Below are 19773 nucleotides of genomic sequence, written 5' to 3' on the forward strand. Positions count from 1 at the left end.
CCCCCGAGCCGCTAGCGCAGGCTCTTCGTGTGCCAGACCGTCTTCGTCTCGGTGAACGCCGCGATGCGGTCGAGCGTCGGTGCCGCGGCATCCGGGCCCTGCTCGGGCCGGAGCACGCGCTTCAGGGTGTCGGCCGCCGCGATCTCGAGGTCGATCCAGTCGAGGTCGCCCGCTCCCACGAGGTCGATCGCGTTGACGTCGGCGTGGCTCGCGAGCCACGGGGCGATCTCGGCGGGCGAGCCGGTGAGCACGTTGACGACGCCCTTGGGCACGTCGCTCGTGGCGAGCACCTCGGCCAGCGAGATCGCCGAGAGCGGGAACCGCTCGCTCGCCACGACGACGACCGCGTTCCCCGCGACGAGCGCCGGGGCGACCGCCGAGACGAGGCCGACGAGCGAGGAGTCCTGCGGGGCGATGATCGCGACGACGCCGGTCGGCTCGGGCACCGAGATGTTGAAGTACGGGCCCGCGACGGGGTTGGCGTTGCCCGCGACCTGGGCGAACTTGTCGGCCCAGCCGGCGTACCACACCCAGCGGTCGATCGCCTCGTCGACCTGCGCGGCGGCCTGGGCGCGCGTGGCGCCCTCGGCATCCTCGATCTCGGCGATGAACTGGGCGCGACGGCCCTCGAGGAGCTCCGCGATGCGGTACAGCACCTGCCCGCGGTTGTACGCGGTGGCGCCGGCCCACCCGCCGACCGCGCCGCGCGCGGCGACGATCGCGTCACGGGCGTCCTTGCGTGAGGCCTTGGCAGCGTTCGCGAGGAACCCGCCGTCGGCCTTCACGACCTCGTAGGTCCGGCCGGACTCGCTGCGCGGGAACGCGCCGCCGATGAACAGCTTGTACGTCTTGGGCACGGCGAGGCGGCTCACTTCGCGGCTCCCTTCTTCGCGGGCTTGGGCGTTCGGCGGCGACGGGCGGGCCGCTCCTCGGCGGAGGCCGCGGCGGCCTCGACCGCGCGGGCGCCGCCCCGGGAGACGGAACCGGCCGTGGCGGGCGCGAGGTACGCGCCGAGGCCGTGGCGGCCGCCCTCGCGGCCGTAGCCGGACTCCTTGTAGCCGCCGAACGGGCTCGCCGGGTCGAACCGGTTGAAGGTGTTGGCCCAGATGACCCCCGCGCGGAGCTGGTCGGCGACCGCGAGGATGCGGCTGCCCTTGTCACTCCAGATGCCGGCCGAGAGGCCGTACGGGGTGTTGTTCGCCTTCGCGATCGCCTCCTGCGGCGTGCGGAAGGTGAGGACCGAGAGCACCGGCCCGAAGATCTCCTCGCGCGCGATGCGGTTCGAGGTCTGCACGTTGGTGAAGATCGTCGGCGCGTACCAGAACCCGTTCTCGGGGATCTCGCACGGCGCGCTCCACCGCTCGGCACCCTCGTCGACGCCCGCCTCGGCCAGCTCGTTGATGCGCTCGAGCTGCTCGGCCGAGTTGATGGCGCCGATGTCGGTGTTCTTGTCGAGCGGGTCGCCGAGCCGGAGCGTCGACAGGCGCTGCTTCAGCCGCTCGACGACCTCGTCGTGGATGGACTCCTGCACGAGCAGGCGGCTGCCGGCGCAGCACACGTGGCCCTGGTTGAAGAAGATGCCGTTGACGATGCCCTCGATCGCCTGGTCGACGGGCGCGTCGTCGAAGACGATGTTCGCGGCCTTGCCGCCGAGCTCGAGCGTCACCTTCTTGTTCGTGCCGGCGACCTGCTTGGCGATCGCGCGGCCCACGGCGGTCGAGCCGGTGAAGGCCACCTTGTCGACGCCCTCGTGCGCGACGAGTGCGGCCCCGGTGTCGCCGGCGCCCGTGATGATGTTCACGACGCCGGGCGGCAGGTCGGCCTGCTGCACGATCTCGGCGAACAGCAGCGCCGTGAGCGGCGTGGTCTCGGCGGGCTTCAGCACGACGGTGTTGCCGGCGGCGAGGGCGGGCGCGATCTTCCACGCGAGCATGAGCAGCGGGAAGTTCCACGGGATCACCTGGGCGGCGACGCCGAGCGCGCGGGGGTTCGCGCCGAGGCCCGCGTGGTCGAGCTTGTCGGCCCAGCCCGCGTAGTAGAAGAACCAGGCGGCCACGAGCGGCACGTCGACGTCGCGCGACTCCTTGATGGGCTTGCCGTTGTCGAGCGATTCGGCGACGGCGAGCTCGCGGGCGCGCTCCTGGATGAGCCGGGCGATGCGGAAGAGGTACTTGCCGCGGTCGCGGCCCGACATGCGCGACCAGGTGCGGTCGTACGCGCGCCGGGCGGCGGCGACCGCGTCGTCGACGTCGGCGGTGTTCGCGGCGGCGATCGTGGCGATGCGCTCCTCCGTCGCGGGCGACGAGGTGGTGAACGCCGTGCCGCGGCCGTCGACGAACTCGCCGTCGATGAAGAGGCCGTAGCTGTCGCGGAGCGAGAGGATCGCCCGCGACTCGGGTGCGGGGGCGTATTCGAGGAAGCTCATGGTTCTCGGTTCTCGATTCAGTCGATCGTGACGTAGTCGGGGCCGGAGTAGTGGCCGGTCGTCATCTTCTGGCGCTGCAGGAGCACGTCGTTCAGCAGGCTCGACGCGCCGAACCGGAACAGGTGCGGCTGCAGCCATTCCTCGCCGACCGTCTCGGCGACGGTCACGAGGTACTTGATCGCGTCCTTCGACGCACGGATGCCGCCCGCGGGCTTCACGCCGATGCGCTGCCCGGTCATGAGGTGCCAGTCGCGGACGACCTCGAGCATGAGCAGCGTGACGGGCAGCGTCGCGGCGGGCTGCACCTTGCCGGTGGAGGTCTTGATGAAGTCTCCGCCGGCGAGGATCGACAGCCACGAGGCCCGGCGGACGTTGTCGTAGGTCACGAGCTCGCCGGTCTCGAGGATGACCTTGAGCGAGGCGCTCGTGCCGTCGGGGCGGCGGCAGGCCTCCTTGACGGCGGCGATCTGGTCGAACACGAGCCCGTAGCGACCGGCGAGGAACGCCCCGCGGTCGATGACCATGTCGATCTCGTCGGCGCCGTTGGCGACGGCCTCGGCGGTGTCGGCGAGCTTGATCTCGAGCGACGACCGGCCGGACGGGAAGGCGGTCGCGACCGCGGCGACCGCGATGCGGCCGTCGTCGGGGTCGCCGTGCAGGGCACCGAGCGCGTCGACCGCGTACGGGACCATGTCGCCGTACACGCAGACGGCCGCGACGCGGGGCGTCGTGGCATCCGCCGGGTCGGGCACCATGGCCTTGGCCACGAGCGAGCGGACCTTGCCGGGGGTGTCGGCGCCCTCTAGGGTCGTGAGGTCGACGAGCGAGATGATGCGGTCGAGCGCCCACTTCTTGGACGTCGTCTTGATGGATCGGGTGCCGAGCGCGGCGGCGCGCTGCTCGAGGCCGACCGCGTCGACGCCCGCGATGCCGTGGAGGTATCGGCGGAGTGTGGCGTCGTCGGGCTCGCCGCCCAGCACGGCGAGCGCGCGCTCGCGGGCGGTGACCAGTGAGGTGCCTGACATGTGTTCCTGGCTTTCGGTCGTGACGGATGCCGCGGCGCGGCTCAGCCGTCGAGGAGGTGGAGTGCGGTGGCCTCGTCGGTGACGAGGACGGAGCAGAGGCCGGAGCGGACGACCGCGTCGGCGACGGGGTGCTTGGACTGCCCGGCGATGACGGCGATGCGCAGCCGGCCCTCGCGGAGTTCCTCGAGGGTGAGGCCGACGGTGCGCGCGTCGAGCGCGGGGTCGACGATGTTGCCGTCGGAGTCGATGTAGCGGCCGACGACGTCGCCCACGGCGCCCTTCTGCACGAGGAGGTCGACGTCGGCGTCGGTGAGGTAGCCGCTCTCGATGTGCACCGAGGAGTGGTCGGCGGGGCCGGCGCTGAACAGGTAGGCGTCGGCGGATCGGGCGAGTTCGATGACGCCGGCGACGACGCGGTCGGACTCGATGGCCTCCTTGGTCGCGAGGTGCTCGAGGATCGCGGGGCTCGGCAGCAGCGTGGCGTTGCCGCCGCCCTTCTGCGCCATCGCGACGGCCGTGGCCGCGGCGGTGCCGGCGCGGCGGTTCAGGCTGACGCCGCCGTTGATCTGCACCACGTTGACCCCCGTGGCCCAGCCGCTGCGAAGGTGCTGCGAGATCTCGAAGAGCGTGCGCCCCCAGCTCACGCCGAGGGTGCGCGGCACGGGCCGGAGCGCCGTGAGGTAGTCGGCCGCGGCCTGGGCGGTGCGCGCCTGCAGCTCGTCGGCGGAGCTGACGCCCGCGGACGAGACGACGATCGCGTCGTCGAGGCCGCGTTCCTCGCGGAGACGGCGTTCGATGGGCAGCCGTCGGGCACGCGGGTGCAGGATCTCGATGCGGATGAATCCGCGCTGCTTGGCCTGCGCGAGCAGGCGCCCGACCTTCCAGCGCGTCAGGCGGAGCGCCTGGCCGATCTCGTCCTGCGTCTTGTTCTCTTCGTAGTAGAGCTCCGCCGCCCGGATCGAGAGGAGTTCGTCGGTCTCGTCCATTCGTCTCCTTCCGCCGTCTTCCAGCGTAGGCTCGTGGTGCGCGCCCGGCAACATGCGCGGGTGGTTCTGCTCATATGAGCAGTCGGTGCCGGATGGTGCGCCCGTATGCTGGCCGCATGACGGCACCCCTCGCGCTCGCGGTCGATTTCGGGGGCACCAAGGTCGAGGCCGCGCTCGTCGACGACGGCGGACGCCTCGTCCCCGGTTCCCGCGCCCGGCGCGGGACGGGGGCCGACGCCGCCTCCGCGGCCCTCGACCGCGCGGTCGCCGAGGTCGTCCGACACGCCCTGCGGGCGATGCCCGAGCAGACCGCACCGGTGGGCGTCGGCATCGGCAGCGCCGGGCCCCTCGATCTCGCCGCCGGCACGGTCTCGCCGCTGAACGTGCCCGCCTGGCGGCGTCATCCGCTCGTCGATCGCGTCGCGGGCCTCGTACCCGACGTGCCCGTGACCCTCGCGCTGGACGGGCTGTGCATCGCGCTCGCCGAGCACTGGGTCGGAGCCGGGCGCGGCGCACGGAACCTCCTCGGCATGGTCGTCTCCACGGGCGTGGGCGGCGGGCTGGTGCTCGACGGTCGCCCCGCGCCGGGCCCGACCGGCAACGCCGGCCACATCGGCCACGTCGAGGTCGGCGGCGCCGACGATCCCTGCGCGTGCGGCGGCAGCGGATGCCTCGAGGCCGTCGCCTCGGGCCCCGGCACGGTGCGCTGGGCTCGCGCCCACGGCTTCACCGGCACGACCGGCCACGACCTGGCCCGCGCCCACGCGGCCGGCGACCCGATCGCCCTCGCGGCCGTGGATCGCGCCGGCACCGCGATCGGCCGCGCGATCGCGTCGGCGGCGGGCCTCGTCGACCTGGACGTGGCCGCCGTGGGCGGCGGCTTCTCGCGGGTCTCCCCCGCACTGCTCGAGGCGGCACGGGCGGCGTTGGCGCGACGCAGCGCGTTCGACTTCGTCCGCCGCACCCGGATCGTGCCGTCCGGGCTGTCGGACGCGGGGCCGCTGATCGGCGCCGCGGCCCTCGTGCACCTCGCGCGCAGGTCGGACTGACGGCCGCTGCGGCGGTCGGTCAGGCGGAGGCGCGCGCGAGCACCTCGCCGACGCGCTCGCCGAACGTGCACTCCATCAGGTCGGCGGCGTCCCGATCGGTGGCCGCATCGACGCCGATGCCGGTCGCGAGCAGCGTGTTGATGAGCATGCCGTCGGCGAGGAACCGGTGGATCTGCTCGGGCGCCAGCCCGGCCTCGTCACGCAGCATCCGGAACACCTGGAGGAAGCCGTCGCGCGCGACCGGCCCGATCCCCGGGTCGGATCCCAGCATGAATCCGTGCAGCAGGGTGAGCAGGACCCCGCGGTCCTCGACGAGCCTGAGGTACGCCTCGCCCAGGCGCTGCTCGACCGACGCCTCCTCGGCGTCGACCGGAAGCGCGGCGCGGAAGGTCGCGAGGAGTCGCTCGAGCGTATGTCGGAGCGTCTCGATGAACAGCTGCTCCTTGGTGCCGAACAGCCGCACGACGTACGGCTGGCTGATGCCCGCGGCGCGCGCGACGCGGTCGGTGCTGGTGCCGGCGTAGCCGAACTCCCCGAAGACGGCGACGGCCGCGTCGAGGATCTGCTCGCGCCGCTCGTCGGCGGAGATGCGGTCGGAACGGGTGCTCATGCTTGACATGTTATCAGTCGATTACTACTCTCCATGTTGTAATCATTCGATTACTTCATCCGACCGCAGGAGCGCACGTCATGTCATCCGTCCGCAGGGCCCCCGTCTGGCTCGTCCTCGTCGCCACCTCGCTTCCGATGTTCATGGCGACCCTCGACAACCTCGTGATCACCAACGCGCTGCCCGTGATGGCCGCCGACCTCGGCGCCGACATCGAGCAGCTGCAGTGGTTCCTCAACGCCTTCACGCTCGCCTTCGCGACCTTCATCCTCCCCGCCGCCGCGCTCGGCGACCGCGTCGGACGTCGCACCGTGTTCGTCGCCGGCATCGCCGTGTTCAGTGCCGCGAGCATCCTCACCGCGCTGAGCACGGAGCCGTGGATGGTGATCGGCGCCCGCGCCGTGCAGGGCATCGGCGCGGCGGCGATCATGCCGCTCTCCCTCACGCTGCTCGCGGGCGCCGTCCCCGCGCGCCTCCGGCCGGCCGCGATCGGCATCTGGGGCGGCGTCTCGGGGCTCGGCGTCGCGCTCGGCCCGCTCATCGGCGGGCTCATCATCGAGGGCTGGAACTGGCAGACCATCTTCTGGATCAACGTGCCGATCGGTGCGGTCGCCATCCCGCTCGCGCTCGCGGTGCTGGCCGACGCGCGCGGCGAGCGACGGCCCATCGACCTGGCCGGCGTCGCGCTGGCCGGCGTCGGCGTGCTCGGGCTCGTCTACGGCATCGTGCGGGGCAACGAGGCCGGTTGGGCGAGCACCGAGGTGGTGGCCTCGCTCGCCGCCGGCGCCGTGCTCCTCATCGCGTTCCTCGTGTGGGAGACGCGAACCGCATCGCCCGTGCTCCCGCTCGGGCTCTTCCGCGACCGCAGCTTCAGCGTGGCGAACGCGGTCGGCCTCACCTTCAGCTTCGGCATGTTCGGCTCGATCTTCCTGCTCGTGCAGTTCCTCCAGGTCGTGCAGGGCCGGTCCGCGCTCGAGGCCGGGCTCATGACGACCCCCTGGACCATCGCCCCCATGGTCGTGGCCCCGCTCGCCGGGTTCATCGCACCGCGAGTCGGGACCCGAGCGCTGATGGTCGCCGGACTCGGCGCCCAGTCGATCGCCCTGTTCTGGATGGCCGGCATCCTCGATGCCGACGTGGCGTTCGCCACGCTCGTCCCGCCGTTCGTGCTGGCCGGGATCGGCATGGGGCTCGTCTTCGCCCCGATGGCGACCGCCGTGCTCGCGCACATGCCCGAGCGACACCACGCGAAGGCCTCCGGGACCAACTCGACCCTCCGCGAGATCGGCGGTGCGCTCGGCATCGCGGTGCTCACGGCGGTCTTCACGGGCGCGGGCGGCGCGCTCACGCCCGACCAGTACGTGGATGCCGCGATCCCGGCGATCGCGACCGGTGCCGCCGTGCTCGCCGCGGCGTTCGCGCTGGCCTTCCTCCTCCCGGCCGGTCGAGCCCAGCGCGGCGACGTCGCGCCCGACCCCGTGCCTGCCGGGCACGCCGACGCCGTTCCGACGCGGACCCCGGTCGGCGCGGGCGCGGCCGCCTGAGCGGCGACGGGCGGGGCGGGCCCGGTCCCGCCCCGCCCGTCGCGCCGCCGTTCAGTCGGTTCGGGCGCCCTCGTCCTCGAAGAACCTCGGGCGCGCCACGATCGCCCCGCCGATCGCCGCCGGGACCGCGGACGCGAGCAGCAGCAGGAGCGGCACGGTCCAGGCGCCGGTCGCATCGTGCAGCAGGCCGACCGCGAGCGGCCCGACCGCCACCGCCACGTACCCCACCGACTGCACGAAGCCGCTCAGCGCCACGGCGCCCGCGTGCGTACGGGTGCGGAGGTTGATGAGCACGAGGGCGAGCGGGAAGAACAGCGGTCCGATGCCCGCCAGGCCGACCCAGAGCCACGTGGCCGTCGCCGGCGCCAGGATGAGCCCGAGGTATCCGAGGACGATGCCCGCGGACCCCACCGCCACGAGGACCCGCACGGCGCCACGGCGCGCGGCGAGCACCGGCACGGCGAGGGCGGCCGGGAGGCCGGTCGCGGCGAACAGCGACAGCAGCGCCCCCGCCTCGAGCGGCGAGGACCCGGCCGTCTCCTGGAGGATCACCGGAAGCCAGGCGAAGAGCGCGTACGCGTTGAAGCCCGAGACGGCGAACACGACCGCGAGCGCCCACGCGAGCGGCGACCGGAACGCGCGCCGCAGCAGACCGGGCTCCGCCTCCTCGGGGAACTCGGCCGGGACCTCGCGGCGCGGGTGCACCAGCAGGGCCACCCACGGCACGATCGAGAGCAGGGCGAGCACCGCCCACGACGCCAGCGAGACCCGCCAGCCCGCGGCATCCGCCACCGGCACCGCGACGAGCGGCGGCAGGAACGTGCTCACCGACATCGCCGTGACGTAGACGGTCGTCATGAGGCCGATGCGCTCGGGGAAGTAGCGCTTGACGAGCGGCGGGAGCAGCACGTTGCCGACGCCGATCGCGGCGAACGTCAGCGCACTCGCGGCGAGCAGCAGCCCGGCCGACGGCGCCAGCCCGCGCCCCGCGAGCCCGACCACGAGCGCGGCGAGCGCGGCGATGAGCGTCACCTCGAGCCCCGCGCGCCGGGCGAGCACGGGCGTCACGATGCCGAACAGCGCGTAGCACAGCGGGGGCAGCATGCCGAGGAAGCCGACCGCCACCGCCGTCAGCGGGATGTCGCGTTCGAGCTGCACCAGGATCGGCGACAGGGAGGCGACCGCGGTGCGGAGGTTGAACGCGACCGCGACGATGCCCAGGAGCGCGAGCGCGCGCCCCGCCCAGAGCGGGCGGAGGGGGGCGTTCGTCACCCGCCGAGTCTAGGCTGGTCGCGTGGCCGACCTCTCGCGCTACCTTCCGCTCAGCCGACGCCCCGACGCCGACGAGTCCGGCGTGACCGCCGACCGCCGCGCCGAGACCGCCGAGGTGCTCATCGCGCTGGCCGCCGTGCTCCGCTCGATCGACGGCGAGGCCTGGACCGCCGCCACCGCGCGCCCCGGCTGGCAGGTCGCCGAAGTCGCCTCCGAACTGGTCGAGGACTTCGGGCGCTCGCGCACGCGGCGCGCGCTCGACGCGGCAGGCCGGATCGCGCGCGGCGGCGAGGCCCGCCGGCTCGCCGAGCTCACCCGGCTTCCGGGACCGGTCGAGGCCGCCGACCGCATCGCCCTCCGCGCCGGCGAGGTGCGCGATCGCGCGAAGCCCACGAACGTCGTCGAGCTCGACGACGCGGTCGTCGCCGCGCTCCTCATCGGCGACGCCGTCGGCGCCGTCGTGCCGATCTCGCCCCGCGCGTCCGGCGCCGTCGCCCTGCGTCGCGCCGCGGCCGCACCGACCGAGATCCGCGCGGTCATCGCCGGGCACCGCCTGCGGGCGACGGATGCCGGATGGGAGTTCGGCCACGGACCGGCCCTCGTCGACACCGCCGCGGGGCTGCTGCGGTTCCTCACCGGCATCGGCACGGTCGCGCCGCATCGGCCGCGGCCCGACGAGGCCGGCGCCGTCGACTGAGGCGCGGCGCGGCCCGCGGACCGACGTCAGGCGACGAGCTCGCGCACGCGCTCGACGTCGAGGCCCATCTGCGCGATGAGCGCGTCGACGCCGTCGAACTTCTCCATGCCGCGCACCCGGTGCGCGAACTCGATGCCGACGACGTGGTCGTACAGGTCGAGGTCGCGGTCGAGCACGTACGCCTCGACCTGCTTCTGGCGCACGCCCTCGAACGTCGGGTTGTCGCCGACCGAGATCGCGGCCGGATACCGCACCCCGCCGTCGACGAGCCAGCCGGCGTAGACGCCGTCGCCGGGGATGAAGCCCTCGGCGTCGGGCGCCAGGTTCGCGGTCGGGTAGCCGAGCTCGCGCCCGCGCTTGAACCCGTGCACCACGAGCCCGCTCATGGTCGGCACGTGACCGAGCAGCTCGGCGGCGTGCTCGACCTCGCCGGCCTCGAGCAGCTCGCGGATCCACGTGGACGACACGCGCCGCCCGCCCTCGGGCACCACGTCGTCGACGACGACGACCTCGAAGCCGAGCTCCTCGCCCTGACGCCGCAGCAGCCCGACGTCGCCCTCGTTGCCGCGGCCGTAGCGGAAGTCGTGGCCGACGAGCAGCACGCGCGCGCCGAGCGCCTCGACGAGGTAGCGGCGCACGAACTCGTCGGCCGAGTTGGCGGCCAGGGCGGCGTCGTAGTGCAGGAGCACGGTCGCGTCGAGCCCCGTCGTGGCGAGCAGCTGCAGCTTCTGCCGGGTGCTGATGAGCTGGGGCGGGCACCGGTCGGGTGCGTGGAAGGCGGCGGGGTGCCGGTCGAAGGTGATGGCGACGGCCTCGAGCCGTCGCTCCTCGGCGATCTCGCGCAGCTTGGCGATGACCGCGCGGTGCCCCTGGTGCACGCCGTCGAACTTGCCGATCGTGACGGCCGAGGGCCCGTAGCCGTGCGGGATCGCGTCGAGCCCGTCGAAGGTCCTCACGAGTGGCCTCCCGAAGCGGCGCGACGGGCATCGGATGCCGCGCCAGGGGCCGGCGCCGCGGCATCCGTTCGCGGCGGGTGGGTAGCGAGCCACCACATGCCGAGCGGCGGCAGGACGAGCGGGATGAACAGGTAGCCCATGCCGAAGAACGACCACACGGTCGCATCCGGGAACAGGTCGGGGCGGATGATGCTCAGCGTGCCCACGACGATGACGCCCATGAACTCGAAGACGATCGTGGCCCACGCCACCCGGTACGAGGTGCGGCCGGGGCGGACGAGCGCGATCGTCGCGATGACGTAGACGACCGCGGCGAGCGCCGACAGCGTGTACGCGAGCGGCGCCTCGTCGAAGCGCTGCACGATCTGGGTGAAGCTGCGGCCGGTGGCCGCGAGCGCGAGCACCGCGTACACGGCGACGAGGACGCGGCCGATGCCGCTCATGCGGCCCGGGTGCGCGGCGGGCTCGGTGGTGCTGCGTGCGTCGCTCATGTCCGTCGATTCTCCCAGACCGTGCCTCACGCCTGCTGCACGGTCCAGATCTGCAGCATGCGGTACACCATCACCGCGACGGCGAGCGCGGCGACGCCGCAGACGACCGTCGCCCAGCGGCTGCGCTCGAGCAGTGCCCAGAAGGCGGCCGCGGGCGGCAGCAGCAGCGCGCTGATGAGGTACACCCAGAACTCGAGCAGACTGCCCGTGGGCGGGTTGCCGGCGCCCGGTGCGATGATCGCGACGACGACCTGCACGACGAGCAGCAGCTCGACGAGTGCGAGCACGCCCAGCACGAGGTCGTTGGGCACGCGCTTCGCGAGCCCGAGCACGACGCAGAGCAGGCCGCCGACGACGGCGACCGCGACCTGGACGTAGGCGAACCACTCGATCATGCGCCCTCCTCGGCGGGGAATCCGGTGACGACCTTCAGCTGCGGCCCGCGGCGCTCGACGATCGCGACGAGCACGTCGCCGGGGCCGATCGCGGCGAGGGGCCCGTCGCCCGCGTCGGCGGGCGCGTCGATGCGCTTGCCGTGGCGGAGGTCGCGGGCCGCGTCGTCGTCGATCACGACGACGGGCAGGGCGCGGCGGGCCGCCTCGGCGGGGGCGACTCGTCGCGCGGCGACGTCGAACCCCTCGAGTCCGCCGGCCTCGGCGACGTCGAACCGGCCGATCCGGGTGCGGCGCAGGGCCGTGAGGTGGCCGCCGACGCCGAGCGCGGCGCCGAGGTCGCGCGCGAGCGCGCGGACGTAGGTGCCCGACGAGCACGCGACGCGCACGTCCAGGTCGAGCCATCCGTCGCCGGCTCGCGTGTCGAGCAGTTCGAACGCGGTGACCGTCACCGTGCGGGCCTTCAGCTCGACCTGCTCGCCGTCGCGCACGCGCTGGTAGGCGCGCTTGCCGTCGACCTTGACGGCGCTCACCGCGCTCGGGACCTGCTCGATGACGCCGGTCTGCTCGGCCATGCGCGCGGTGATCGCCTCGCCGGTGACGGCCGCGACCGCGTCGGCGGGTGCGGCGGCGAGGGCCTCGCCCTCGGCGTCGTCGGTGGTCGTGCCCCACCCGAGCCGCACGGTGGCGAGGTACTCCTTGTCGAGCCCGACCAGGTGGTGCAGCAGGCGCGTCGCGGAGTCGACGCCGATCACGAGCAGCCCGGTCGCCATGGGGTCGAGGGTGCCGGCGTGGCCGACCTTGCGGGTGCCCGCGAGGCGCCGGATCCGGGCGACGACGTCGTGGCTGGTCATCCCCTGCGGCTTGTCGACGAGGAGGATGCCGCTGTTCACGCCGTACAGGCTAACAGCGCGAGCGGATGCCGCCGCCCGGGCGTCCTACGCTGGACCGGTGAGGATCGGCATCATCGGCGCGGGCGCGCTCGGCGGCACGTTCGCGGCGCTGCTCGCCCGCGCGGGCCACGACGTCGAGGTGACCGCACGCGGGGCCGGGCTGGAGGCGATCCGCGGGGGCGGAATCCGCCTCTCGGGCGGCTACGGCGACGCGCACGTGCACCCCGCCGCGGGTGATCGCCTCACCGCGCGGCCCGATCTCGTGCTCGTGTGCACCAAGGCGCAGGACGCGGAGGCCGCGATCGCGGCGAACGCGGACACCGTCGACGGCGCGACGGTCGTCGTCGTGCAGAACGGCCTCGACGGCGTCGCCACCGCCGAGCGACTGCTCCCCCGCTCGACCTGCCTCGGGATGCTCTCGATCATCGCGGCGAACTACACCGAGCCGGGCTCCGTCCGGGTCACGACCACCGCCGCGAGCTACCTCGGTCGCGGCGACGGCGAGCCCGACGAGGAGGTGCGGCGCATGGCCGCGCTGCTCTCGGAGGCCGTGCCGGTGGTGGCGATCCCGAACTTCCGGGGCGCGCAGTGGACGAAGCTCGTCGTCAACATGCTGAACGCGGTGCCCGCGATCGTCGGCCGCAGCGTGCAGGACGTCGTCGACGACCGGGCCCTCCGCCGCGTGGTCGCCGCGTCGATGCGCGAGACCGTGCGGGTGGGCATGGCCCGCGGCATCCGCTTCGGGTCGCTGCAGGGGCTCGGCGACCGGCGGCTCAGGTTCTTCGCACGGCTCCCCCTGGCGCTCGGGCAGCTGCTTCCGTGGTCGATGCGCGTGCGCATGGGCGACGTGCCGAACCTCGGCTCGACCCAGCAGAGCCTCCGTCGCGGGCAGCCGACCGAGATCGACTTCCTGAACGGCGCGGTCGTGCGCGAGGCGGAGGCCGCGGGCCTGGACGCCCCGGTCAACCGCGCACTCGTCGCGCTCGTGCACGAGGTCGAGCGCGGGGACGCCCCGCTGCCCGCCGATCGCGTGACCGCCGTGCTCGCCGCTACCCGCCGGAGCCGGCGGAACCGCCCGGCCGGGGCCGCGCCGGGTCGCCGACGTCGATGACGACCTGCGCGTGCTCGCGCGGGTCGGACTCGGCGTAGGCGATGACATCCGCGGGATCGACCGGATCGCCGTCGACCGCGATCCGCACGTCCCACAGGTCGCGCAGCCGGCGTCGGAGCAGGAACCGTCCGTCGAGCACGAGGAACGCGTCGGCCGGGCCGGTGCGCCACTTCGGCTCCACCCACGCGTCGCGGACGAGGTCGAACGCGCTCGTGACGAACGCCGTCGACCCCGCCATGCGGAACGGGTCGACGAGCGTGCGCCGCAGGGCGGACTCGTCGATGCCGTAGCCGAAGTAGCGCTCCGGGGTGTCGGGGCCGAACTCGGCCTGCGCCTCCCGCGAGCGGTGGAAGTCCTCGACGCTCGCGCGGAACACGGCGAGGTCCCGTTCGCGCAGCACGTCGGCGAGGTCGTCGCCGAGCTGCGTCTTGCCGCTGCGCACCGGGCCGTCGATCGCGACGATGACCCGGCCGCGCCCCGTGTGGGCGAGGAATCCGTCGGCCACCCGCCGGAGGAACGCGACGCGCGGGGTCGTGACCAGCTCCATGCTCCGAGCGTACGCCCGGGTCTCCCGTTCGAACCGGGTTCGCGCGCTCGAACCGGTCCACTCCGTGGTTCGGAGGCCGGAAGCCGGTTCCGGCCGACGGGCTCGGGTCGGCAGCGGCGAATAGGCTGAGCGGATGCCGCAGCCCGCCGCCACCGGGAACGCCTCCGACCCGGACCGCCTCGCGCCGGCGGTCGTCGAGTGGTTCGCGCACGCGGCCCGTCCGCTGCCGTGGCGCGCGGCCGACGTGTCGCCGTGGGCGGTGCTCGTGAGCGAGTTCATGCTGCAGCAGACCCAGGTGAGCCGCGTCCAACCGCGGTGGGAGGCGTGGATCGCGCGCTGGCCGACTCCCGCGGCCCTCGCGGCCGAGCCGCCCGCCGAGGCGGTGCGCGCGTGGGACCGGCTCGGATATCCGCGGCGGGCGCTGTGGCTGCACCGCGCCGCGACCGAGATCGTCGAGCGCCACGGCGGCGAGGTGCCGCGCGACCTCGACGACCTGCTCGCGCTGCAGGGCATCGGCCCGTACACGGCGCGCGCCGTCGCGGCGTTCGCATTCGGCGACCGGCACCCGGTCGTCGACACCAACACGCGACGCGTCATCGCCCGCGCCGTCGACGGGCGTGCCGAGGCCGGTCCCCCGGCGACCGCTCGCGACCTGGCCGCGATGGAGCGCCTGCTGCCCGCCGACCGCGACGCCGCGCACCGCTTCAACGCGGGAGCCATGGAACTCGGGGCCACGGTGTGCACGGCGCGAGCGCCGCGATGCGACGCCTGCCCCGTCGCCGACCTGTGCGCCTGGCGGGCTCGCGGGTACCCCGCCTACGACGGACCGCGCCGTACCCGGCAGGCGCGGTTCGCGGGCAGCGACCGCGAGGCGCGCGGCCTCGTGATGCGGGAGCTGCGAGCGGCCCACCGACCCGTCCCCGCCGAGGAGCTCCGCCGCGTGCTTCCCGACGACCCCGAACGGTTCCGTCGCGCGCTCGAGGGTCTCGTCGCGGACGGCCTCGCGGTCGCCTCGCTCGACGGGTACGTGCTCCCGCACGCCTGATCCGGGGCGCGGCCCGCGCCGCGGCATCCGCTCAGCCGGCGAGCCCGACGAGCAGGTGGGCCTCGACCGGCGCGCCCCGACCAGCGACCTGCAGGTCGCCGAGCGGCTCGGTCACCGCCGCGTCGCCGAGGCGCGCGCGGGTGGCGGCGGCGATCGCGACCCCGCCCACCGGCGCGCGGTGCTCGATGCGCGAGGCCACGTTCACCGTGTCGCCGATCACCGTGTACGTGCGCCCGCCGCCCGTTCCGAGGATCCCGACGTTCGCGGTCCCCGAGTTGACGCCCACGCGGAATCGCGGCCAGTCGGGGTGCGCGGCCGCCACGGCGCCCGTGGCCTGCTGCAGCGCCAGGGCGGCGCCCGCCGCGCGGTGCGCGTGCGATGGCCCGGATGCGGCATCCGATTCGAAGACCGCCATGACCGCGTCGCCGATCAGCCGGTCGACGCGCCCGCCGAAGCGTTCCACGAGCGGCGGGATCGCGTCGGTGAAGTAGGTGTTGAGCATCGCCGTCACCTCCGCGGGGTCGTGCGACTCCGAGAAGCGCGTGAAGCCGGCGAGGTCGGCGAACAGCACCGACACGTCGCGCTCGCCGGCGGCCGTGTCGTGGGTGTAGAGGCCCGCCCACCGCTCCTCGCGCCACGACCGCTGCGCCGCGACCGCGATGATGACGAACGCGGCGAGCATGAGCACGTGCCATTCCCACCACGACAGGTGCCAGTTGCGGCCGAGGGCCACGGCCACCTCCGCCTCGGCGAGCAGCGTGAACGCCGCGGCGAACGCGAGCGGCAGCGGCGAGGCGGCGTGGCGGGGCATCCGCAGGTAGCGGACGACCGCGACGCCGTAGAGCACGAGTCCGACCACGGCGAGCGCCGCGAACGGCACGGCCATGCGTTCGGGCGGCGCCGCGGCATCCAGGGGACCCAGCCGCAGCAACGACACCGCCGCCCAGCCGAGCATGACGACGACGAGGCCGCCGACCAGCCACGGCGCGAGCCGCACCACGCGTTCGCCGCGCGCCCCGTCGAGGTCGAGGCTCGACCACGCCGCGAACACCGCGGCGACGGTGAGTCCGACGGGCGTCGCGAGGGCGAACCCCGTGTTCGACGCCTCGAGCAGCACGCCCGGCGTCGCGAGCGCGTGGAGCGCGAGGAACCCCGCCGCGGCGAGGAACGACAGCGACACGAGCACGAGGCGCGCGTCGCGCCGCAGTCGCGCGGCCGAGCCGACGGCCCAGGCCAGGGCCGCGTTGATCGCCCCGGCGGCCAGCACGATCCAGAAGTGCGCGGGCTGGTGCTCCCACTGCAGGTCGAGCGCGGGCCGGGCGATGAGGAGCCAGAGCCCCAGGATGGGCACGGCGAGGATGGCGGCGACGAGCGCGACGCGGCCCGCGGTCGGCGGCGGCGCCACCGGCCCGGTCCCGGGCGCGATGCGGGTCATGCCGCCCCGCTCTGCTCCCCCTGCGCCCGGGCCTCGGCGAGGTGCGCGTGCACCGCGGACACCACGACCGACCCCTCGCCGACCGCCGAGGCGACCCGCTTGACCGAGCCGCGGCGGGCGTCGCCGACCGCGAACACCCCGGGCAGGCTGGTCTCGTGCGCGCCCGGCTCCCGATCGAGCGGCCACGCGCGACGACCGCCCTCCGCGACGACGTCCGGGCCCGTGAGCACGTACCCCCACCGATCGCGGAGCACCTCGGGCGGCAGCCAGCCGGTCCGCGGCGCCGCCCCGATGAGCACGAAGAGGCCGCCGCAGGGCTCCTCGCTCGTGGTGCCCGTGTCGCGGTCGCGGACGACGATGCGCTCGAGCACGCCGTCGCCACCCCCGGCCACGACCTCGGCGCGGGTGCGCACCGCGACACCCTGCGCGGCGAGCTGATCGATGAGGTACTGCGACATGCTGTCGGCGAGCGATTCGCCGCGCACCAGCAGGGTGACGGATGCCGCGTACCGGGCCAGGTGCAGCGCCGCCTGCCCCGCCGAGTTGCCGCCGCCGACCACGAAGACGGGCCGGCCCGCCATGCCCTGCGCCTCCACCGCGGACGCGCCGTAGAACACGCCCGCCCCCTCGAGCCGCTCGAGTTCGGGCACCCCGAGCCGGCGGTAGGAGACGCCCGTGGCGAGCACGACGCTGCGGCAGCGCACCCCGAGGTCGGGCGCGATGCGGACGACGTAGCCCTCGGCGTCGCGTTCGAGCCCCGCGACCTCGCGCGCGTGCGCGAACCGCGCACCGAACACCCACGCCTGCTGGTACGCGCGCTGGGCGAGCTCGGAACCCGAGATGCCGCGCGAGAAGCCGAGGTAGTTCCGGATCAGCGAGCTGGATCCGGCCTGGCCGCCGATCGACTCCCGCTCGACCACGAGCACGTCGAGGCCCTCGGATGCCGCGTACACCGCCGCGGCCAGGCCCGCGGGCCCGGCCCCGACGACCACGACGTCGACGACCCGGCCGACGTCGACGGAGGTGTCGAGCCCGTAGGCGGCGGCGAGCTCGGCGTTGCCCGGGTCGACGAACGCGCGCCCGTCGAGCATGACCACCACCGGCACGTCGGGCACCTCGTGAATCCCCGCTCGCTCCAGGCGCTCGCGCGCCCGGACGTCGGCGGGTTCGAGCCAGTCGTGGGGCACGCCGCCGCGCGCGAGCAGGCTGCGCAGCTCGTGCGTGCGCGCCAGGCCGGCCCGGCCGATCACCGTGACCTCGCGGGGCCGCAGGCCGATCGAGCGTTCCCACTCGAGCAGGAACTCGGTGATGGTGCGGTGGAAGTACTCGTCGGGCGTGTGCCACGGCCGGATGACGTAGTACTCCAGTTCGCCGGCGGCCATGAGCGCGAGGATCTCCTCGCGCACGCCCGCGTCGCCCCACTGCCCCCACTCGATGAGGCGCCCGCGCCGCACGTCGGGGAACCACGACCGCGCGACGGCGAACACGCTCCGCCCTCCGACGTCGCCCGCGCGGTCGGCCAGGATGAGCGCGAGGGTTCCCGCGCCGTCGACCAGCCGCTCGATCCGCCGGGCGGCCTCGTGCTCGTCGACGACCTCGTCGATGCGGTAGTCGGCGCCGTAGCGGCGGGCGAGCTCGGCGACGACGGCCGAGCGCGCGTCCGCATCCCGTGCGACGACGAGGATCACGGGTGGTGCTGTCGCAGCCGACATGCGCGCCTCCTCCGCTGCTCCGGGCAGCGATCGGAGGCAGTGTACCGCCGGGGCCCCGCGGCGGACAGGGGCGAACGGATGCCGCGGGGCCCCCGCCCCGCGGCATCCGTTCGCCGTCTCGCCGCCTCGTCAGTTCGCGGCGGCCTGCACCCGCTGGCGGTCGGCGTCGTCGACGTCGCGGAGGTCGAGTCCGCGCGTCTCACGGGCGGCCCACACCGCGACGAGGGTGATCGCGCACGCCACGGCGACGTAGACGGCGACGGGCACGCTCGAGCCGTACTGCGACAGCAGGCCGGTGGCGATGATCGGGGCGAGCGAGCCGGCGAAGATCGAGGTGACCTGGTAGCCGAGGGAGACGCCCGAGTAGCGCATGCGGGTCGGGAACATCTCGGCCATGATCGCCGGCTGGCTGGCGTACATCGCCGCGTGGAAGGTCAGGCCGAGGGCGATGGCGAGCCAGATCATGACCGGCTCGCCCGTGTCCATCATCGGGAAGGCGAAGAACGCCCAGGTCGCCCCCGCCACGGCACCGAACGCGTAGATCGGGCGACGTCCCACCCGGTCGGAGAGCCGGCCCCACAGCGGGATCACCACGAAGTGCACGACGTGCGCGCCGACGAGCATGAGCAGCGTGTTCGAGGTGCCCTCCTGCACGACCTGCGTGAGGTACACGATCGAGAAGGTGACGACGACGTAGTACAGGATGTTCTCCGCCACGCGGAGGCCCATCGCGGTGATCACGCCGCGCGGGTAGCGCTTGACGACCTCGAAGACGCCGTACGAGGTGGCCTTCGCGGCCTCGCGCTCGGCCTGCATCTCGAGGAAGATCGGCGCGTCGGTGATCTTGGTGCGGATGTACCAGCCGACGAAGACGATCACCGCCGAGAGCCAGAACGCCACGCGCCAGCCCCAGCCGAGGAACGCCTCCTCCGTGAGCGTGGACGACAGCACGAACAGCACCAGGGTCGCGAGGAGGTTGCCGACGGGCACGGCCGCCTGCGGCCAGCTCGCCCAGAAGCCGCGCGACTTCGCGGGGCTGTGCTCGGCGACGAGCAGCACCGCGCCGCCCCACTCGCCACCGACCGCGAAGCCCTGCAGGAACCGCAGGACGACGAGGAGGATGGGCGCGAGGATGCCGATCTGCGCGTACGTCGGCAGGCAGCCCATGAGGAAGGTGGCGACGCCGACGAGGATGATGCTGAACTGCAGCAGCCGCTTCCGGCCGTACTTGTCGCCGAAGTGGCCGAACACGATGCCGCCGAGCGGACGCGCGATGAAGCCGACCGCGTACGTGAGGAAGGCGGCGATGATGCCGTCGAGCGCGCTGCCGGTCTGCGCGAAGAAGACGGTGCCGAAGACGAGCGTCGCCGCCGAGGCGTAGAGGAAGAACTCGTACCACTCGACGACCGTGCCCGCCATCGAGGCGGTCACGACGCGGCGGAGGCTCGACGCGGTCGGGTTCGCGCTCGCCTCCCGAACGGGTGCCTGGGTCATTCGATGCTCCTTTGCATGGACCACGGGGGATGTGGACGCGGTTCGCGTCACGGCCGAGTCTGGCCTGCATCGATACGCAGAGCCAATGG

Annotated in this window: 19 protein-coding genes; 5 read left to right on the top strand and 14 right to left on the bottom strand. The window is 74.0% G+C overall.

Annotated features, from left to right (window positions below):
* Positions 1-11: 11 nt before the first annotated feature.
* The 4 genes from RH861_RS13905 to RH861_RS13920 are packed head-to-tail and all read right to left on the bottom strand — an operon-like array spanning position 12 to position 4436.
* Entirely contained in the window at positions 12-872 is an 861-nt protein-coding gene (locus RH861_RS13905; protein ID WP_067945962.1) for an aldehyde dehydrogenase family protein, read from the bottom strand.
* Positions 869-2425, bottom strand: a complete 1557-nt coding sequence (locus RH861_RS13910; RefSeq protein WP_310521487.1) for an aldehyde dehydrogenase family protein — start codon at positions 2423-2425, stop codon at positions 869-871. The genes RH861_RS13905 and RH861_RS13910 overlap by 4 nt, the downstream gene beginning before the upstream one ends.
* A gap of 17 nt (positions 2426-2442) precedes the next feature.
* Positions 2443-3450 carry a deoxyribose-phosphate aldolase gene (deoC, locus tag RH861_RS13915; RefSeq protein ID WP_067945964.1) on the bottom strand — a complete coding sequence of 336 codons (1008 nt, stop codon included), beginning with the start codon at positions 3448-3450 and terminating at the stop codon, positions 2443-2445.
* 41 nt (positions 3451-3491) lie between these two features.
* Positions 3492-4436, bottom strand: a complete 945-nt coding sequence (locus tag RH861_RS13920; protein ID WP_067945965.1) for a sugar-binding transcriptional regulator — start codon at positions 4434-4436, stop codon at positions 3492-3494.
* Between the two features lie 116 nt (positions 4437-4552).
* Here RH861_RS13920 and RH861_RS13925 point away from each other — a divergent pair, with 116 nt between their 5' ends.
* On the top strand, positions 4553-5485 hold the full coding sequence (locus tag RH861_RS13925; RefSeq protein ID WP_310521488.1) for an ROK family protein: 933 nt from the start codon (positions 4553-4555) through the stop codon (positions 5483-5485).
* Between the two features lie 19 nt (positions 5486-5504).
* Here the strand turns inward: RH861_RS13925 and RH861_RS13930 are convergent, their stop codons facing one another.
* Positions 5505-6095, bottom strand: a complete 591-nt coding sequence (locus tag RH861_RS13930) for a TetR/AcrR family transcriptional regulator (RefSeq protein WP_310521489.1) — start codon at positions 6093-6095, stop codon at positions 5505-5507.
* Positions 6096-6175: 80 nt separating this feature from the next.
* Between RH861_RS13930 and RH861_RS13935 the strand changes: the two genes are divergently transcribed.
* Positions 6176-7639: a DHA2 family efflux MFS transporter permease subunit gene (locus RH861_RS13935; RefSeq protein ID WP_310521490.1), complete on the top strand. Its 1464-nt coding sequence runs from the start codon at positions 6176-6178 to the stop codon at positions 7637-7639.
* Between the two features lie 51 nt (positions 7640-7690).
* Here the strand turns inward: RH861_RS13935 and RH861_RS13940 are convergent, their stop codons facing one another.
* Positions 7691-8911, bottom strand: a complete 1221-nt coding sequence (locus RH861_RS13940; protein ID WP_067945891.1) for an MFS transporter — start codon at positions 8909-8911, stop codon at positions 7691-7693.
* A gap of 22 nt (positions 8912-8933) precedes the next feature.
* Between RH861_RS13940 and RH861_RS13945 the strand changes: the two genes are divergently transcribed.
* On the top strand, positions 8934-9608 hold the full coding sequence (locus RH861_RS13945) for a hypothetical protein (protein ID WP_310521491.1): 675 nt from the start codon (positions 8934-8936) through the stop codon (positions 9606-9608).
* Between the two features lie 26 nt (positions 9609-9634).
* On the opposite strand, the gene RH861_RS13950 is transcribed toward RH861_RS13945, so the two are convergent.
* From RH861_RS13950 to truB, 4 genes are read right to left on the bottom strand one after another with little or no spacing between them, the layout of a single operon-like run.
* On the bottom strand, positions 9635-10564 hold the full coding sequence (locus RH861_RS13950) for a bifunctional riboflavin kinase/FAD synthetase (RefSeq protein WP_310521492.1): 930 nt from the start codon (positions 10562-10564) through the stop codon (positions 9635-9637).
* Positions 10561-11055 (bottom strand): hypothetical protein, encoded by a 495-nt coding sequence (locus tag RH861_RS13955; RefSeq protein ID WP_310521493.1) that lies wholly within the window; start codon positions 11053-11055, stop codon positions 10561-10563. The genes RH861_RS13950 and RH861_RS13955 overlap by 4 nt, the downstream gene beginning before the upstream one ends.
* A 26-nt stretch (positions 11056-11081) precedes the next feature.
* A complete protein-coding gene (locus RH861_RS13960) occupies positions 11082-11450 on the bottom strand; it encodes a hypothetical protein (RefSeq protein ID WP_248599639.1) in 369 nt (122 codons plus the stop codon).
* Positions 11447-12349, bottom strand: a complete 903-nt coding sequence (truB, locus tag RH861_RS13965) for a tRNA pseudouridine(55) synthase TruB (protein WP_310521684.1) — start codon at positions 12347-12349, stop codon at positions 11447-11449. The genes RH861_RS13960 and truB overlap by 4 nt, the downstream gene beginning before the upstream one ends.
* A gap of 49 nt (positions 12350-12398) precedes the next feature.
* Between truB and RH861_RS13970 the strand changes: the two genes are divergently transcribed.
* Positions 12399-13451 carry a ketopantoate reductase family protein gene (locus RH861_RS13970; protein WP_310521494.1) on the top strand — a complete coding sequence of 351 codons (1053 nt, stop codon included), beginning with the start codon at positions 12399-12401 and terminating at the stop codon, positions 13449-13451.
* Here the strand turns inward: RH861_RS13970 and RH861_RS13975 are convergent.
* Positions 13390-13998 carry a nucleoside/nucleotide kinase family protein gene (locus RH861_RS13975; RefSeq protein ID WP_310521495.1) on the bottom strand — a complete coding sequence of 203 codons (609 nt, stop codon included), beginning with the start codon at positions 13996-13998 and terminating at the stop codon, positions 13390-13392. The two genes, RH861_RS13970 and RH861_RS13975, sit on opposite strands and share 62 nt — an antisense overlap.
* Before the next feature lie 133 nt (positions 13999-14131).
* On the opposite strand from RH861_RS13975, the gene RH861_RS13980 reads away from it, so the two are divergent.
* On the top strand, positions 14132-15043 hold the full coding sequence (locus RH861_RS13980; RefSeq protein ID WP_310521496.1) for an iron-sulfur binding domain-containing protein: 912 nt from the start codon (positions 14132-14134) through the stop codon (positions 15041-15043).
* 31 nt (positions 15044-15074) lie between these two features.
* Here the strand turns inward: RH861_RS13980 and RH861_RS13985 are convergent, their stop codons facing one another.
* From RH861_RS13985 to RH861_RS13995, 3 genes are all read right to left on the bottom strand, one after another.
* Entirely contained in the window at positions 15075-16478 is a 1404-nt protein-coding gene (locus tag RH861_RS13985) for an adenylate/guanylate cyclase domain-containing protein (RefSeq protein WP_310521497.1), read from the bottom strand.
* Positions 16475-18190, bottom strand: a complete 1716-nt coding sequence (locus RH861_RS13990; RefSeq protein ID WP_310521498.1) for an NAD(P)/FAD-dependent oxidoreductase — start codon at positions 18188-18190, stop codon at positions 16475-16477. The genes RH861_RS13985 and RH861_RS13990 overlap by 4 nt, the downstream gene beginning before the upstream one ends.
* 129 nt (positions 18191-18319) lie before the next feature.
* Entirely contained in the window at positions 18320-19684 is a 1365-nt protein-coding gene (locus RH861_RS13995; protein WP_310521499.1) for an MFS transporter, read from the bottom strand.
* Positions 19685-19773: the final 89 nt, after the last annotated feature.

The organism is Agromyces indicus, from assembly GCF_031432295.1.
In the GTDB taxonomy this organism is placed as follows: Bacteria; Actinomycetota; Actinomycetes; order Actinomycetales; family Microbacteriaceae; genus Agromyces; species Agromyces indicus.